Genomic DNA, 14690 nt, shown 5'->3' on the forward strand with positions numbered 1-14690 from the left:
CCTTTCAATGGTCTGACCACAGTATGGTCTGACCATATTTCCCCACAAGAGGAGGTCCTCTTGAGCGGTTGGCAGCCGGTCCGGCGCACCCGGGCGTTCGAGGACGTGATCGCCCAGATCGAGCGGCGCATCGCGGGTGACGGGCTCAGGGTCGGAGACCGCCTGCCCGGCGAGCGGCAGCTCGCCGAGCAGCTGCGGGTGAGCCGGTCGTCGGTACGCGAGGCGATGCGGGTGCTGGAGACCCTGGGGGTGGTGTCGTCGCAGGTCGGACGGGGTCCGGACGCGGGCGCCTTCCTCATCTCCAGGCCCGCCGAGGCACTGAGCGACCTGCTGAGGCTCCACCTCGGGCTGTCGAACCTGTCACTGGAGGAGGTCGTCGACGCCCGGCTGATGATCGAGAAGTGGTCGGCCGCGCACGCCGCCGCCCACGGGGCCGACCTGTCGGCCCTCACCGCCGCACTGGAGCGCATGGACGCCACGACGACGGCCGAGGAGTTCGTCGAACACGACACGGCCTTCCACGTGGCCATCGCCGAGGCGTCGGGCAACAGGCTGACCACCGCCATGATGCTCTCCCTGCGCGACTCGCTCCGCCGCTACGCGGTCGAGGCGGTCGAGCGACTCGGCGGCACGGCCGGGCTCATGGCCGACCATCGCCGGATCCACCGGGCCATCGCCACCGGGGACGCGGCGGAGGCCTCGGCCGCCGTCGAGGACCACCTGCGGCGGGCCTATCCCGGCATCTCACGTCCCCCAGGGGCTGAGGATGACGAGGGGTTTGAAAGGCAGCAGGGGCGGAGTGACCGAGTCGGCTGAGCGGCAGGTGGCGCCCGAGCAGGAGACCAGTGCGTCGAGCTGCCGGTTGAACTCGGCGATCACGGGGAGCGGCGTCTCGGCGGCGAGGTTGCGGAGCTGGTAGGGATCCCTGACGAGGTCGTAGATCTGGTACTCGCCGGTGGAGTAGCGGACGAAGGTGTGCTGGGCGGTCCGCATCCCCTGGTACGCCGGAACCGGGGTCTGCCGGGCCGAACTCGGGCTGGTCGGGCGGTAGAACTCCAGCAGCACGTTCTGGCGCCACGAGGGAGGCCTCTCGCCCCGCAGCAGCGGCAGCAGGGAGCGGCCCTCGGCGAAGTCGGGGAGCGTGGCCCCGGCGAGCTGGGCGAACGTCGGGGCCAGGTCGATGCTCGCGGCCATGTCCCCGACGACGCGGCCCGCCTGCACACCGGGCCCCCTGACCAGCAGCGGCACCTTGATCGCCTCGTCGAAGGGCGTGGTCTTGCCCTGGGGAAGCCGGTGCTGGCCCAGGTGGAACCCGTTATCGGAGGCGAAAAAGATATACGTTTCATCCAGCTTGCCGGAGGCCCTGAGAGATTCGACGAGGGCGCCCACCATGTCGTCCACGCCGAGCATCGCCCGGAGCCGGTCCCGGTAGTGCCGGTCGATCCTGCGGATCTTCGAGGCGTCGAGCGGCGGGAGCGACCTGAGCCAGAGCGGCTCGGCGCCGACGTCTGGCTGGTTGAAGGACGGGGTGCGCGGAGCCACCACCCCGGCGAAGGCGGCCTGGTGCCGGGGGGCGTAGTTGGCCGGGTTGTGCGGGGCGACCGGGGCGAGGTAGAGGAAGAACGGATCCTGACTGGGCTGGGAGACGAACGCCCCCGCCTTCGCGCTGAGCACGTCGGTCAGATAGTCCTGCGGCGCGAAGCCGTAGTCGCGCAGCATGCCGTTCTCGTTGAGCGTGTAGCCGTACTCCTCGTACAGCCTGCGCACCGGTACGTCCCACTCGTCCCAGCCGGGAGGCACGTGGGTGGCGGAGGTGGTACCGCCGGGATAGTGGTTGAGGTATTTGCCCATCAGTCCGGTGCGGTATCCGGCCGACTTCATCCACGTCGCGATGTTGGAACGTTCCAGACCGGATGTGTAGTACTTGGTGAAGCCCCCCTCGGGGGCGGTGTTGGTGTACACGCCGTGGCTGTGCACGTACTGGCACCGCATGATCGACGCGCGCGAGGGGCAGCACCAGGAGTTGGGCACGAAGAACCTGTCGAAGCTGGTGCCACCCCGGGCGAGCAGGTTCCAGATATTGGGAAATTTCTGCAGATCACCCGCATCCATGTCGTCGACGAGGATCAGCACGACGTTGGGCCGTCCCGCCGCGTGCGCCACGGCCGGGATCGTTCCCATCGCGGCGAGGGCGAGGAACGAGATCAGGGAGAGGAGTTTGCGAGCGGCATTGAGCACAAGTGCACGCTTCCCGGGAGACCGAATTTCGACACCTCACACTCGACCGACCAATGTAGAACGTGTTCTAATTGCGGAGCCTGTCCGGCGTCACGTCGCGAGGAGACCCCCGTGAGCACCGACCTGAAGCTCGGCCTGAACCTCGGCTACTGGCAACGGAACGCCGACGACGCCACCGAACTCGTCCAGACCGCCGAACGGCTGGGGTACGAGTCCGTCTGGACCGCGGAAGCCTACGGTAGCGACGCCTTCACCCCTCTGGCCTGGTACGGCGCGCGGACGTCCCGCATCAAACTGGGCACGTCCGTGGTGCAGATCTCCGCGAGAACCCCGGCGGCGACCGCGATGACCGCGATGACGCTCGATCATCTCACCGGCGGGCGGCTGCTGCTCGGCATCGGCGCGTCGGGGCCCCAGGTCGTCGAGGGCTGGTACGGAACGCCGTTTCCCAAACCGCTCGCCCGCACCCGCGAGTACGTCGAGATCATGCGCAAGGTGTGGCGCCGCGAGGAGCCGGTGACGAGCGACGGCGAGCACTACCCCCTCCCCTACCCGGGAGGCGCGAACCTCGGCAAGCCGCTGAAGCTGATCACCCGCCCGCTGCGCGCCGAGATCCCCCTCTACCTCGGTGCCGAGGGACCGAAGAACGTCGCGCTCGCCGCCGAGATCGCCGACGGCTGGCTGCCGCTGTTCGTGTTCCCCGAGAAGATCGAGCGGATGTACGGCCCCTCGCTCGCCGGAGCCGGCCCCGGCTTCGACATCGCCGCGATGGTGATGACCGTGATCACCGACGACGTCAGGGCGGCGCTGGACGGGGTGAAGATGATGCTGACCCTCTACATCGGCGGCATGGGGGCCAAGAGCCGCAACTTCCACGCCGACATCATCGGCAGGATGGGCTACGCCGGGGCAGCCGAGGAGATCCAGGCCCTCTACCTGGCCGGACGCAAAGACGAGGCGTTCAACGCGATCCCCGACGAGCTGGCCGACGGCATCTCCCTGGTCGGCCCGGTGGGCCGTATCCGCGAGCGCCTGCAGCTGTGGCGCGAGAGCCCGGTGAGCAACCTCCTGGTCATGGGCCCCCGCGACGAGGCCTCCCTGAAGACCGTCAGGGACCTGGTCCTGGGCTGACCACACCCCGGACCCGGGCGGCGCCACTCCTCTTGGCGCGAGCCGGCGCGAACCGGTGCGAAAACCGCCAGCCCCGCCTCTCTGGCGGGGCGGAGCGGCGCGTAAGCCTGCCTGCGGCCGAGAGCAGAGAATGCGGCGTCGATCCCGGCGCCGTCGATCGCCGCCGGGAACGAGACCCACCCTCCCGGCGGGGAGCGCGGCGGCGGATCGGCCGATCGCTTCCAGGATCCCCCGCCGGGGTCGGCCGAAAGGATGATTCGCCGTCGTTCGCCGGCGCATCGGCCGGATGCCCGATCCGGTCCCGCCTCCGTGCTGGCACAATCCATCAGGTGACGATTCGGGTGCTCATCGCCGACGACCAGGAGCTGGTACGAACCGGGTTCCAGATGATTCTGGACACCCAGGAGGACATGGAGGTCCTGGCGACGGCCGCCAACGGGGCCGAGGCCGTCGAGCTGGCGCGGAGGCTGCGGCCGGACGTGTGCCTGCTCGACATCCGGATGCCCAAGCTGGACGGTCTGGAGGCCACCCGCATCCTCGCGGGGCCGGGGGTGCAGGACCCGATGAAGGTGGTCATCGTCACCACCTTCGACCTCGACGAGTACGTCTACGGGGCGCTGCGCGCCGGGGCGACCGGTTTCCTGCTCAAGGACAGCGGGCCGACGCTGCTCATCGAGGCGATCCGGGCCGCGGCGGCCGGGGACGCGCTGGTGTCGCCGTCGGTGACCGTACGCCTGCTCGAACACCTGTCCCACCCCCGGACCGGCGCCGCCCGGCCGCCCAGCGAGCCCCTCACCGAGCGCGAGCTGGACGTCGTGCGCCTGGTGGCCAGGGGGCGGACCAACCAGGAGGTGGCCGCCGAGCTGTTCGTCTCGCTGTCGACCGTGAAGACGCACCTGGGGAGCATCCACACGAAGCTGGGCGCCAGGAACCGGGTGGAGACCGCCGCGTGGGCGTGGGAGTCCGGCATCGTCGGCTGAGCGGGTCGTTTGGGCTGATTAGCGGGAGAGCTGACGGGATAGAAAGAGGGCAGGTCCTCGGCGCATGGCGGGGGGAGATATACATGCGCTCTATCCCATCTCTACAGAGAAGGTCGGCTTCGGCCGTCTATGTCACGCTCACCGCACTGGTGATCGCGATCGCCGCCCTGGCGGTGTTCGAACAGGCCCGTGGCCGGCGCCTCGTCCTGGAGATAGCCGAACTCGGCGGCGACCCCCATGCCCCCGGCGCCGACGCGGTCTTCGGCGCGGTCACCGTCTTCGCCATCCTGATCATGTTCTTCGCCGGGACCGCGATCGCCGCCGTCGCCGCGTACCTGAACTGGCTGCTCCGCGCCCGGCAGGGCGCCGGCCTGGCCGCGGTGGCACCGGTCCTGGTGAGCTGGTTCGTGCCGGTGGTCAACCTGGTCGCGCCCGCCGTGCTGGCCGACCGGCTGTGGTGGGCCTCCCGCCCGCCGCTGGACCGCCGCCTCCGCTGGACGGCGCTGCTCACCGCCTGGTGGCTGAGCTGGCTCGTCGCGCTCGCCCTGGTGCTGGCCCGGCTGTGGCCGGGGGCGTCCCGGGGAGGCACGAACCTGACCGGCTTCGGGCCGACCGAGCTGATCGCCGTCGCGGTCGCCTCCCTGCTGTGCGCGGCGACCGTACGGCAGATCACCGGAATCCAGGCCGCGGGTGCCGGGCACCGGCGGCAGACCGACGCGGAACACCACCTCCCGCCGCCCCCGGCGGAGGCGGTCCCGCACCTGCTCGTGAGGAGCTCCCCGCCCTCCGTGCCCGCCGCCCCGGAGGCTTCCTCGCCGGAGGTGTCGGAGCAGGACCAGCCCCAGGAGGTCCACCCCGCCGGGCAGTGAACGAGAGCCGCCCCACCCGGCGGAAGGCGGGCCGGGGCGAGGCGCCGGCCACATGTCTCCGTCGGCACGCCTTCGGCGGCATGTCTCCATCGGCACGCCTCCGTCGGCATGTCTCCGTCGGCATGTCTCCGTCGGCGCGTCTCCGTCGGCGGAAACGTGTCCGGGCGGAGCGTCAGTCCCATGCCCTGATCAGCAGCCAGCCCTCGCCCGCGGTGTCGAACCGGAGCTCGTAGGTGCCGGCCTGATCGCCCGTGGCGGCCTCGGCCCGCCAGAACCGGCGCTCGCCGGGATCGCTGTCGGAGATCTTCCACCACTCTCGCGCGACGACCCAGTGGTCGAGGACCCGGCGGACGGTGTAGAGGCGGTCGCGCCAGACGAACTGGACGGGCTGCCCGTCGCGGATCCACACCTCGATGGGGTCGCCGTAAAGTCTGCTCAAGACGCCTCTCCCGCGGCTTTCGGATGAGCACCCGGGGGAAGGCGGGTCTGGCGTATCGAACATACGTTCTTATGGGGCCGGACGCAAGTCCCCCACCTGCCGCACGAGCGGGTTGGCGTCCACCGAGTTGCGGATGCTGAAGGTCACGCTGCCCGCGCGGTAGCGGTCGTCGGACCACTCGACGGGCCGTCCCTCGTGGGTGGTGGTGACCCGGCGCTGGCGCAGCAGCGGGCTGCCCCTGCGCACGGCCAGCAGCCTGGCGTCCTGGACGCCCGCGGCCACCGCGTCGATGAGGTGCTCGCCGTAGGCGAAGACGAGGCCGACGCTGTCGTACAGCGCCTGGGTGACCGACTCGCAGCCCGGCTCGATGCGCTCGACGGCCGGGGCGATCCACCCCGCGTAGACCGTGCGCTCCAGCATCACCGGCTCGCCCTCCAGGGAGCGCAGCCGCAGCACGGAGAGCACCGGATCACCGGGCTGGAGCGCCAGCCGTACGGCCTCGGTGGCGCCGGCGCCCCTGCGGCGCTGCTGCAGCACCTGCCCGCTGACCCGGTAGCCCATCGTCCGCGCCCACTGGGCGAAGCTGTGCAGCTCGGCGAAGCTCTGGCTGCGCTCGCGGCCGAGCACGATGCGCCTGGCCCCCTGCCGGGACCCGACCAGGCCCTCGGTGGCGAGCACGGCGACCGCCTGGCGGATCGTGCCGCGCGAGGCGGCGAAGCGGGTGGCCAGTTCGGCCTCGGAGGGCAGCTGGGCGCCCACGGGGTGCTCGCCTCGCATGATCGCGTCGCGCAGCTCCTCCGCGATGCCCATGTACCGGGCCGTCATACCCGCGCCCTCTCCGGACGGCCCGCGAGCGCCCGCGTCCCCTCCGGCGCGCCCGCGAACTCCAGGGCACCTCTCCACGCATCCGCGAACACCCGGTGACCGCGCAATCTCGCCTCGCCTCTCAAGCCGCCCTCTCGCCCCCGGCCCGGCGCGCGTCGGCGGGATCCCTCGCTGCGCGCACCTGGCGGCCGGCTCAGCCCCACCCTAAACAAGCATCAACAGCTCACATAGCCCGGGTTCACGCATTTCACCGCCGTACTTCGTCCGTTCACCGAACAGCAACTGATTCACGACAGAGGAGGTCTAGCTTGTTTGTACAAGTTCGTCTACTTTCGTGAAATATTGCGCGACACCCCCTTGGGAGACACAGTGATCGCATCCCGAGTTCGCTTTGCAGGCCTGGCGGCCTTCCTCCTGGTCGGCGCCGCCGCGTGCGGAGCCGCCCCCGGTACGACGGCACCGTCGGCAGGCGCCTCCGACGGAGGTTCCGCGGCCGGAGTGGACGCCAGGACCGCCACCTCCGCGGCCGACTTCGGCGGGCTGGACAAGCTCGTCGAGGCCGCCAAGAAGGAGGGCAAGCTCCACGTCATCGCCCTCCCGCCCGACTGGGCCAACTACGGAAAGATCATCGAGACCTTCAAGGCGAAGTACGGCATCGAGATCGAGAGCGAGACCCCCGACGCCGCCAGCGCCGACGAGATCAACGCGGTGAAGACCCGCAAGGGCCAGGACCGCGCCCCCGACGTGCTCGACCTCGGCCAGTCCTTCGCGATCAGCGGCGCCGCCGAGGGCCTGTTCGCGCCGTACAAGGTCGAGACCTGGGACAAGATCCCCGAGAACCAGAAGGAGGCGAGTGGCCTCTGGTTCAACGACTACGGCGGCTACGTCTCCATCGGCTGCGACGCCAAGAAGATCGCCAAGTGCCCGGAGACCTACGCCGACCTGCTCGCCCCCGAGTACAAGGGCAAGGTCGCCCTGAACGGCAACCCCACCAAGTCGGGCTCGGCGTTCGCGGGCGTGTACGCGGCGGCCCTCGCCAACGGCGGCTCCTTCGACGACATCAAGCCCGGCCTGGACTTCTTCAAGAAGCTGAAGGACACCGGCAACTTCAACCCCGTCGAGACCACCCCCGCCACCATCGAGAAGGGCGAGACCCAGATCAGCATCGACTGGGACTACAACAACGCCGCCTACGCCCCCAAGATGGCCGAGAAGGGCATCGAGTGGAAGACCGTCATCCCCAGTGACGGCAAGTACTTCCAGCTCTACGCCCAGGCCATCAACAAGGACGCCCCGCACCCGGCCGCCGCGCGCCTGTGGCAGGAGTTCCTCTACAGCCCCGAGGGCCAGAACCTCTACCTCGGCGGCTTCGCCCGCCCGGTGCTGCTGCCCGCGATGAAGGCCGACGGCACGGTCGACGCCGCCGCCGAGGCCAACCTCCCGCCGGTCGAGGGTGAGCCCACCTTCCCGACGGAGGAGCAGGTCAACAAGGCCAAGGAGGTCCTGGCCGGAGGCTGGGGCGCCGCGGTCTCGGGATGACCGTCCCCGCCGTCACGGCCGCCGCCCCGCGCGGCGGCGGCCGTCCTCGATCCAAGAACTGGCTGGGAGCCCTGCCGCTGCTGGTCGTGACGGCGGTGGCCTTCGGGATCCCGGCGCTCACGCTGCTGGCCGGCGCGTTCACCGTCAAGGACCCGGCGACCAAGGTGTCCTCCTTCGGCACCGCCAACCTGTCCAGGAGCCTCCAGGGGCCCTACCTGAACGCCCTGCTCAGCAGCGTCCAGCTGTCGGCCGTGGTGGCGGTCGCCGCCGCGGTCGCCGGGACGTTCCTGGCCCAGGCCGTGATCACCTCCCGCTTCACGGCGCTGCGCGAGGCCGTGCTGACCTTCTCCGGCGTGCTGTCCAACTTCGGCGGCGTGCCGCTGGCCTTCATCTGGATCGCCACCCTGGGCAACTCGGGGGTGATCACCACGGCACTGGGCCTCGGCCCGGGGGTGCTGTACAACTTCTGGGGCCTGGCCCTCGTCTACATGTACTTCTCGGTGCCGCTCATGGTGCTCGTCGTGACCCCGGCGCTGGACGGCCTGCGCCCGCAGTGGCGGGAGGCGGCGCAGAACAACGGCGCCACCACCTGGCAGTTCTGGCGCTACGTCGGCATCCCGGTCCTGACCCCGGCCCTGCTCGGCGGCGTCGTCCTGCTGTTCGGCGGCGCGTTCGCCGCCTACGCCACCGCCTACGCCATGGTGGGCAGCACGGTCCCGCTGGTCACCCTGCAGATCGCCGAGGCCCTCACCGGCGACGTCCTCATCGGGTACGAGAACGTCGCGCTCGCGCTGAGCCTCGACATGATCGTCGTCGCGCTGCTGGTGATGGCGGTCTACCTGCCGCTGCAGAAGAGGAGCTCCCGATGGCTGCGGTAGCCACCCTGCCCGACGTCACCCCCGGTCCCGCCGCCACCGCCCGCCCCGGGCAGCGCCGGGCCTGGCGGGGGATCGTGCTCGTCATCGCGGCGATCTACTTCGTCGTGCCGATGGCGGTGTCCTTCTGGTTCACCGTCTACTCGGAGGGACAGGGCTTCTCCCTCGCCGCCTACGGGCGGATCCTGTCGGCGCCCGGCTTCCTGCCCAGCCTGCTGCTCTCCCTCGCGCTCGCCGCCTGCACCATCGTCGCGGTACTGCTGCTCACCCTTCCGGCGATGCTGGCCGTACGGCTCGGCGCGCCCCGGCTGCGGCCGGTGCTGGAGCTGATCTCCACGCTCCCGCTGGTCGTGCCGCCGATCACCTACGTGGTCGGCATCAGCACGGCGCTGCGCGAGGGCGTCGACGCGCTGGCCGCCACACCGTTCTGGGCGACGCTGATCGCCATCCAGGACGAGAGGTTCCCGTTCGTCCTCGTACTCGCGTACGTGATGCTGACGCTGCCGTTCGCCTACCGGTCGCTGGACGCCGGGCTGCGCGCGATCGACGTGCGGACGCTGGTGGAGGCGGCCCGCAACCTGGGCGCCTCGTGGCCGTACGTGCTGTTCCGGGTGATCATCCCCAACATCCGGTCCTCCATCGCCAGCGCCTCGTTCCTCACCCTCGCGCTGGTGCTCGGCGAGTACACCATCGCGGCCCTGCTCGGCTACGAGACGTTCCCGGTCTGGATCGTGACCATCTCAGGGAACGACGGGCAGCTCTCCGTCGCCCTGTCGATCATCAGCCTGCTCCTCATCTGGCTGCTGCTGCTCACCCTCTCGGGTGCGGGAAGGAAACGCAGATGACCGTCGAGTTCCGGGGGCTGCGCCGCGCGTTCGGCCGCACGGTGGCCCTGGACGGCCTGGACCTCACCGTCGAACAGGGCGAGCTGATGGCCCTGCTCGGCCCTTCCGGCTGCGGGAAGACCACGGCGCTGCGCTGCGTCGCCGGTTTCGAGCACCCCGACGCCGGAGCGGTGCTCGTGGACGGCAAGGACATCACCCGGGTCCCTGCCAACCGGCGGGACGCGGGCATGGTCTTCCAGTCCTACAGCCTGTTCCCCAACCTCAACGCCAGGGACAACGTGGCCTTCGGGCTGCGGGTGCGCAAGGTGCCGACCGCCAAGCGGCACGCGCGGGCCGACGAGCTGCTGGAGCTGGTCGGCCTGCCGACGCACGCCCAGCGCTACCCGCACGAGCTGTCCGGCGGCCAGCAGCAGCGCGTCGCCCTCGCCAGGGCGCTGGCGCTGGAGCCGCGCGTACTGCTGCTCGACGAGCCGCTGTCCGCGCTGGACGCCAAGGTCCGCGTCTCGCTGCGCGAGGAGATCCGGCGGCTCCAGCTCGAACTGGGCATCACCACCATCTTCGTCACCCACGACCAGGAGGAGGCCCTGTCGGTCGCCGACAAGGTCGCGGTGCTGCGCGCCGGACGGCTGGAGCAGTGCGGCCCGCCGGCCGAGGTCTACGACCGGCCCGCCACCCCGTTCGTCGCGGAGTTCGTCGGCGCGATGAACCACGTCCCCGGCCGCCTGTCCGGCCAGGAGGTCACCGTCATGGGCGAGCTCATGCCGGTGGACGGCCCGCTGCCGTCCTCGCCCGACGTCGACGTGCTGGTACGCCCCGAGGCCGTGCTGGTCACCCCCTCCCCCGACGGGAGCGCCACGATCGTGGCGTCGTCCTTCCGCGGCTCCACCGCGCGGCTGCGGGTGCGGGTGGGCGAGCTGGAGGTCCTCAGCGACGTGCCGGGACACGACGCGGTACGCCTGGCGCCGGGCACGCGGGTGGACGTCTCCCTCGTGCAGCGGCCGGTGCTCGTCGCCGCGCGCACCACCCCCGCGCCCGTTCTCACCTCCGAGGACCCCGCGAAGTCCCCGAAGTCCCCGGGGTCCCCGGAGTCCTCGAAGTCCCCGAAGGCGGCCGAGTCGGAGGACGTCGCGGGTGTCGGGTGAGCTCGGAGCCGTCCTGTTCGACATGGACGGCACGCTCGTGGACACCGAGGGAATGTGGTGGCAGGCGTGCGTGGAGGTCGCCGCCGAGCTGGACCTGGAGCTGACGGAGGCCGACGCCGGCCACGTCCTCGGCCGCCTGGTCGAGGACGCGGCCGGCTACCTCACGCGGCGCGCCCCCGCACCGCCCGGTGCGGAACAGACCGGTGCAGAACAGGCCGATGCTGAACGGGCCGGTGCGGAACGGGCCGATACGGAACGGGCCGATGCTGAACGGGACGAGATCGAACGGGCCAGGGTCGAACGGGTCGGGGCGCGGCTCACCGAGGCCTTCGCAGAGCGGGTCTCCGGCGGGGTGACACCGCTGCCCGGCGCGATCCGGCTGCTGGACGACCTGGGGTCGGAAGGCGTGCCCACGGCACTGGTCAGCGCCTCGCCCCGGCTCATCGTCGACATGGTGCTGCACACCGTCGGGGCGGAGCGGTTCGCCCTGGTCGTGGCCGCCGAGGACACCGCGCGCGGCAAGCCGCTGCCCGACCCGTACCTGCGGGCGGCCTCCGGGCTGGGTCTCGACCCCGCCGACTGCGTGGCCGTGGAGGACAGTCCCACCGGGCTCGCGGCGGCCCGCGCGGCCGGGTGTCGGGTGGTGTCGGTCTCCGGCGATCCGGTGGCGGAGGACGTGCTGAGCGTGGACAGTCTGGAAAAAGTGGACCTGCCGCTGTTGCGACTGCTGGCGAGCGGCAAGAGATCGATAAGCTGAGCCACTCATGTGACGGCGTATGCGGTTAGGTACAAAGGTGAACAACCTCAGTCCCGACGAACCCCTGCAGATAGGCCGATACCGCGTGCTCAGCAGGCTGGGCCGGGGCGGGATGGGCACGGTCTATCTTGGCGAGTCCTCTGACGGGCAGCAGGTCGCCATCAAGGTCATCAATCCGGAGTACAGCCAGCACGAACGGTTCCGGATGCGCTTCCGCAGGGAGGCCGACGCGGCGCAGCGGGTCCGCAGGTTCTGCACGGCCGCGGTCATCGAGGCGGCGCTCGACGACGACCAGCTCTACGTCGTCACCGAGTACGTCACCGGCCCCAACCTCGAGGAGGCCGTCGACTCCGGCGGCCCGCTCCGCGGCTCCAGCCTCGACGCGCTCGCCGTCGGGGTGGCGACCGCGCTGACCGCCATCCACGGCGCCGGAGTGGTGCACCGCGACCTCAAGCCGTCCAACGTGCTGCTCTCCCCCGTCGGCCCCCGCGTCATCGACTTCGGCATCGCCCGCGCGCTGGACACCCTCAGCGGGATGACCGGGACCGGCGAGATCCTCGGCACCCCCCGCTACATGGCGCCCGAGGTGCTGCGCGGCGAGCCCGTCTCGGCCGCCTGCGACGTGTTCTCGTGGGGCTGCCTGATGGCGTTCGCCGCGAGCGGGCGGGCACCGTTCGGCGGCGAGGCGCTGCCCGCGGTGCTGTACCAGGTGCTCAACACCGAGCCCTCCCTGGAGGGCATGGAGCCCGCGCTGCGCGAGCTGGTCACCTACGCGCTGACCAAGGACCCGCGGAACCGGCCCACCTCGCAGCAGCTCCTGGACCACCTGGTGGGCCGCTCCGCCGCGCCCGAGCAGGCCGCCCACTCGGTCCAGGCCTCCTGGCAGGAACCTCAGGGACCTCAGGGACCTCAGGGACCGCCCGGCGGCGCCCCCTGGACCGGAACCGGACCCGCCGGGCCGCCCTTGCCCGGCTCCGGCCGGGGATCCGCGGGACACGACTCCGTTCCCGGCCGAGGGCACCCGGGTCACGTCGCCGATCCCGACTGGAGCCACACCGCGCCGTCCGCGCGGGGCGGCCACACGGTCTCCGGCGCCTCGCAGGCGGGGCCCGGCCACGTCGCGCCCGGCGCCTCCCACGACGGTCCCGGCCACACCCTCCCCGAGGGTCCGCGGGACGACACCGGGCCCTTCCTCCCGCGGGGCGGGACGGCCGGGCGGCGGAAACTGGTGGTCGGGGTGGCCGTGGCGGTCCTGATGGTGGCGGCCGGAGGGCTCGGCCTGCGCCTCGCGCTCGCTCCCGGCGGCCCGCCGGAGAACCTCGCCCTGCTCTACCAGGACGACTTCACCCAGAGCGGCACCGGCTGGAGCGGCGGCACCTACAGCCCGATGACCGGCACGTACGGCTACGCCCCCGAGGGCTACTACGCCGTCGACGTCAGCGGGTACTCCCCCGTCAGGCGGGAGCAGGCCCCGATCCCCTTCGTGTCCGCTCCCCCGGCCACCCCCGACCCCACGGCCAGCCCCACGCCGATCACACCGAGCCGGATCCTGCTCGGCTCCGACATCACGATCCGCCCCGGCACCAGCGGGATGGGTGAGTACGGGCTGTTCTGCCGGGGCGAGGACGACAACAAGGCGACCCGGTACGAGTTCCTGCTCGACACCGCGGGCAACGCCCGCATCCGCAAGACCGTGAAGAGCGCCGGGGGCGAGCTCACCAAGCCCGTCAAGGTCGACCTGCCCAAGGGCGAGGCCATCCGGCTCACGGCCGAGTGCACCGGCGTCGAGGGAGGCGTGCAGCTCACCATGTGGGTCAACGACGAGCAGGCCCAGTCGTTCCTCGACACCAACCCGTTGCCCAACGGGCTGGTCGGCGTGATCGCCAGGGTGGGCGAGAACAGCAACGCCGTCCTGCGGACCGCGTTCGACAACTTCACCCTGCACGGCCCGGCTACCACCCGGCAGCCTTGACCGGATGACCGCGACGGCGAGTGACACGCACGACAATGGGGACGATCAAGACATTTGTCCGATCTAAGGAGTTCAGTACGATGCGCGCCATAGTCGTCTCCGCCACCGGCGGGCCCGAGGTTCTCACCTACACCGACGACCACCCGGACCCCCAGCTGAACCCGGGCGAAGTCCTGGTCGACGTCGCCGCCTCCGGGGTGAACTTCATCGACGTCTACCACCGGATCGGCCGCTACCCGCTCTCCCTGCCCTTCGTCCCCGGGGAGGAGGGCGCGGGCACCGTCGCCGCGGTCGGCGAGGACGTCCGTGACGTCGCCGTCGGCGACACCGTGGCCTGGGCCAACGTGCCGGGCAGCTACGCCTCCAGGGCCACGGTGCCCGCCTCCAAGCTGCTCGCCGTGCCCGAGGGGGTCCCCGCCGAGATCGCGGCGGCCGTCACCCTCCAGGGGCTGACCGCGCACTACCTGACGCACTCCACGTACGAGGTGAAGGCGGGCGACGACGTCCTGGTGCACGCCGCCGCCGGTGGCATGGGCCTGCTGCTCACCCAGATCGCCAAGCTGCGCGGCGCCCGGGTGATCGGCACCGTCTCCACCGAGGAGAAGGAGATCCTGGCCCGCCAGGCGGGCGCCGACGAGGTGTTCCGCTACAAGGGCTTCGCCGACGCGGTCCGCGACCTGACCGGTTCCGGCGTGCACGTCGTCTACGACGGCGTGGGCGCGGCCACCTTCGACGAGAGCGTCGCCTCGCTGCGGCCGCGCGGCATGATGGCGCTGTACGGCCAGGCCAGCGGCCCGGTCCCGCCGCTCGACCCGCAGCTCCTCGCCAGGAGCGGTTCCCTCTTCCTGACCCGCCCGACTCTGGGCACCTACATCGCCACCCGGGACGAGCTCACCTGGCGCGCCTCCGACCTCTACGGCTGGGTGGCCGCGGGTCAGCTGCGGGTGCACGTCTCCGAGCGCTACCCGCTCGCCGAGGCCGCCCGCGCGCACGAGGACCTCGAAGCCCGCCGTACGACCGGCAAGGTGCTTCTCATCCCGTAACGGCACGGCGGGCCGGCGCGGCGGTCGGGCGACGC

At 71.3% G+C, this 14690-nt stretch carries 14 protein-coding genes; 11 read left to right on the forward strand and 3 right to left on the reverse strand.

Annotated elements, in window-relative coordinates:
* Positions 1 to 60 precede the first annotated feature (60 nt).
* Positions 61 to 816, forward strand: a complete 756-nt coding sequence (locus AB0F88_RS22315; RefSeq protein ID WP_362687030.1) for an FCD domain-containing protein — start codon at positions 61 to 63, stop codon at positions 814 to 816.
* On the opposite strand, the gene AB0F88_RS22320 is transcribed toward AB0F88_RS22315, so the two are convergent.
* Entirely contained in the window at positions 745 to 2238 is a 1494-nt protein-coding gene (locus AB0F88_RS22320) for a sulfatase (protein ID WP_362687033.1), read from the reverse strand. The two genes, AB0F88_RS22315 and AB0F88_RS22320, sit on opposite strands and share 72 nt — an antisense overlap.
* 111 nt (positions 2239 to 2349) lie before the next feature.
* Between AB0F88_RS22320 and AB0F88_RS22325 the strand changes: the two genes are divergently transcribed.
* From AB0F88_RS22325 to AB0F88_RS22335, 3 genes are all read left to right on the forward strand, one after another.
* Positions 2350 to 3369, forward strand: a complete 1020-nt coding sequence (locus tag AB0F88_RS22325) for an LLM class F420-dependent oxidoreductase (RefSeq protein ID WP_362687036.1) — start codon at positions 2350 to 2352, stop codon at positions 3367 to 3369.
* 329 nt (positions 3370 to 3698) lie between these two features.
* Positions 3699 to 4349, forward strand: a complete 651-nt coding sequence (locus tag AB0F88_RS22330) for a response regulator transcription factor (RefSeq protein WP_362687039.1) — start codon at positions 3699 to 3701, stop codon at positions 4347 to 4349.
* Positions 4350 to 4432: 83 nt separating this feature from the next.
* The gene (locus tag AB0F88_RS22335) at positions 4433 to 5218 is read left to right on the forward strand and encodes a DUF4328 domain-containing protein (RefSeq protein ID WP_362687042.1); all 786 of its coding nucleotides are present in this window, start codon (positions 4433 to 4435) and stop codon (positions 5216 to 5218) included.
* A 172-nt stretch (positions 5219 to 5390) separates the two neighbouring features.
* Here the strand turns inward: AB0F88_RS22335 and AB0F88_RS22340 are convergent, their stop codons facing one another.
* Both AB0F88_RS22340 and AB0F88_RS22345 read right to left on the reverse strand, forming a co-directional pair.
* A complete protein-coding gene (locus AB0F88_RS22340; protein ID WP_362687045.1) occupies positions 5391 to 5657 on the reverse strand; it encodes a DUF6504 family protein in 267 nt (88 codons plus the stop codon).
* A gap of 69 nt (positions 5658 to 5726) precedes the next feature.
* Entirely contained in the window at positions 5727 to 6482 is a 756-nt protein-coding gene (locus AB0F88_RS22345) for a GntR family transcriptional regulator (RefSeq protein ID WP_362687048.1), read from the reverse strand.
* Between the two features lie 369 nt (positions 6483 to 6851).
* Between AB0F88_RS22345 and AB0F88_RS22350 the strand changes: the two genes are divergently transcribed.
* The 7 genes from AB0F88_RS22350 to AB0F88_RS22380 all read left to right on the forward strand — a co-directional run bounded on the left by AB0F88_RS22350 (position 6852) and on the right by AB0F88_RS22380 (position 14655).
* A complete protein-coding gene (locus AB0F88_RS22350; protein ID WP_362687051.1) occupies positions 6852 to 8021 on the forward strand; it encodes an extracellular solute-binding protein in 1170 nt (389 codons plus the stop codon).
* Entirely contained in the window at positions 8018 to 8899 is an 882-nt protein-coding gene (locus AB0F88_RS22355; RefSeq protein WP_350968316.1) for an ABC transporter permease subunit, read from the forward strand. Before AB0F88_RS22350 ends, AB0F88_RS22355 begins: the two co-directional genes overlap by 4 nt.
* On the forward strand, positions 8887 to 9741 hold the full coding sequence (locus tag AB0F88_RS22360) for an ABC transporter permease subunit (protein WP_362687055.1): 855 nt from the start codon (positions 8887 to 8889) through the stop codon (positions 9739 to 9741). The genes AB0F88_RS22355 and AB0F88_RS22360 overlap by 13 nt, the downstream gene beginning before the upstream one ends.
* On the forward strand, positions 9738 to 10883 hold the full coding sequence (locus AB0F88_RS22365) for an ABC transporter ATP-binding protein (RefSeq protein ID WP_362687058.1): 1146 nt from the start codon (positions 9738 to 9740) through the stop codon (positions 10881 to 10883). Before AB0F88_RS22360 ends, AB0F88_RS22365 begins: the two co-directional genes overlap by 4 nt.
* Positions 10873 to 11640, forward strand: a complete 768-nt coding sequence (locus tag AB0F88_RS22370; RefSeq protein ID WP_362687061.1) for an HAD family phosphatase — start codon at positions 10873 to 10875, stop codon at positions 11638 to 11640. Before AB0F88_RS22365 ends, AB0F88_RS22370 begins: the two co-directional genes overlap by 11 nt.
* A gap of 37 nt (positions 11641 to 11677) precedes the next feature.
* The gene (locus AB0F88_RS22375; RefSeq protein ID WP_362687064.1) at positions 11678 to 13612 is read left to right on the forward strand and encodes a serine/threonine-protein kinase; all 1935 of its coding nucleotides are present in this window, start codon (positions 11678 to 11680) and stop codon (positions 13610 to 13612) included.
* Between the two features lie 80 nt (positions 13613 to 13692).
* Positions 13693 to 14655, forward strand: a complete 963-nt coding sequence (locus AB0F88_RS22380; RefSeq protein ID WP_362687067.1) for a quinone oxidoreductase — start codon at positions 13693 to 13695, stop codon at positions 14653 to 14655.
* The last annotated feature ends 35 nt before the right edge of the window (positions 14656 to 14690 follow it).

This window comes from Streptosporangium sp. NPDC023963, assembly GCF_040639135.1.
Taxonomy (GTDB): domain Bacteria; phylum Actinomycetota; class Actinomycetes; order Streptosporangiales; family Streptosporangiaceae; genus Streptosporangium.

Bases quoted from the DNA above. Each gene is read 5' to 3' on its own strand.
- AB0F88_RS22335 (WP_362687042.1), top strand. From the start codon at position 4,433: ATGCGCTCTATCCCATCTCTACAGAGAAGGTCGGCTTCGGCCGTCTAT.
- AB0F88_RS22345 (WP_362687048.1), bottom strand. From the start codon at position 6,482: ATGACGGCCCGGTACATGGGCATCGCGGAGGAGCTGCGCGACGCGATC.
- AB0F88_RS22355 (WP_350968316.1), top strand. From the start codon at position 8,018: ATGACCGTCCCCGCCGTCACGGCCGCCGCCCCGCGCGGCGGCGGCCGT.
- AB0F88_RS22360 (WP_362687055.1), top strand. From the start codon at position 8,887: ATGGCTGCGGTAGCCACCCTGCCCGACGTCACCCCCGGTCCCGCCGCC.
- AB0F88_RS22365 (WP_362687058.1), top strand. From the start codon at position 9,738: ATGACCGTCGAGTTCCGGGGGCTGCGCCGCGCGTTCGGCCGCACGGTG.
- AB0F88_RS22380 (WP_362687067.1), top strand. From the start codon at position 13,693: ATGCGCGCCATAGTCGTCTCCGCCACCGGCGGGCCCGAGGTTCTCACC.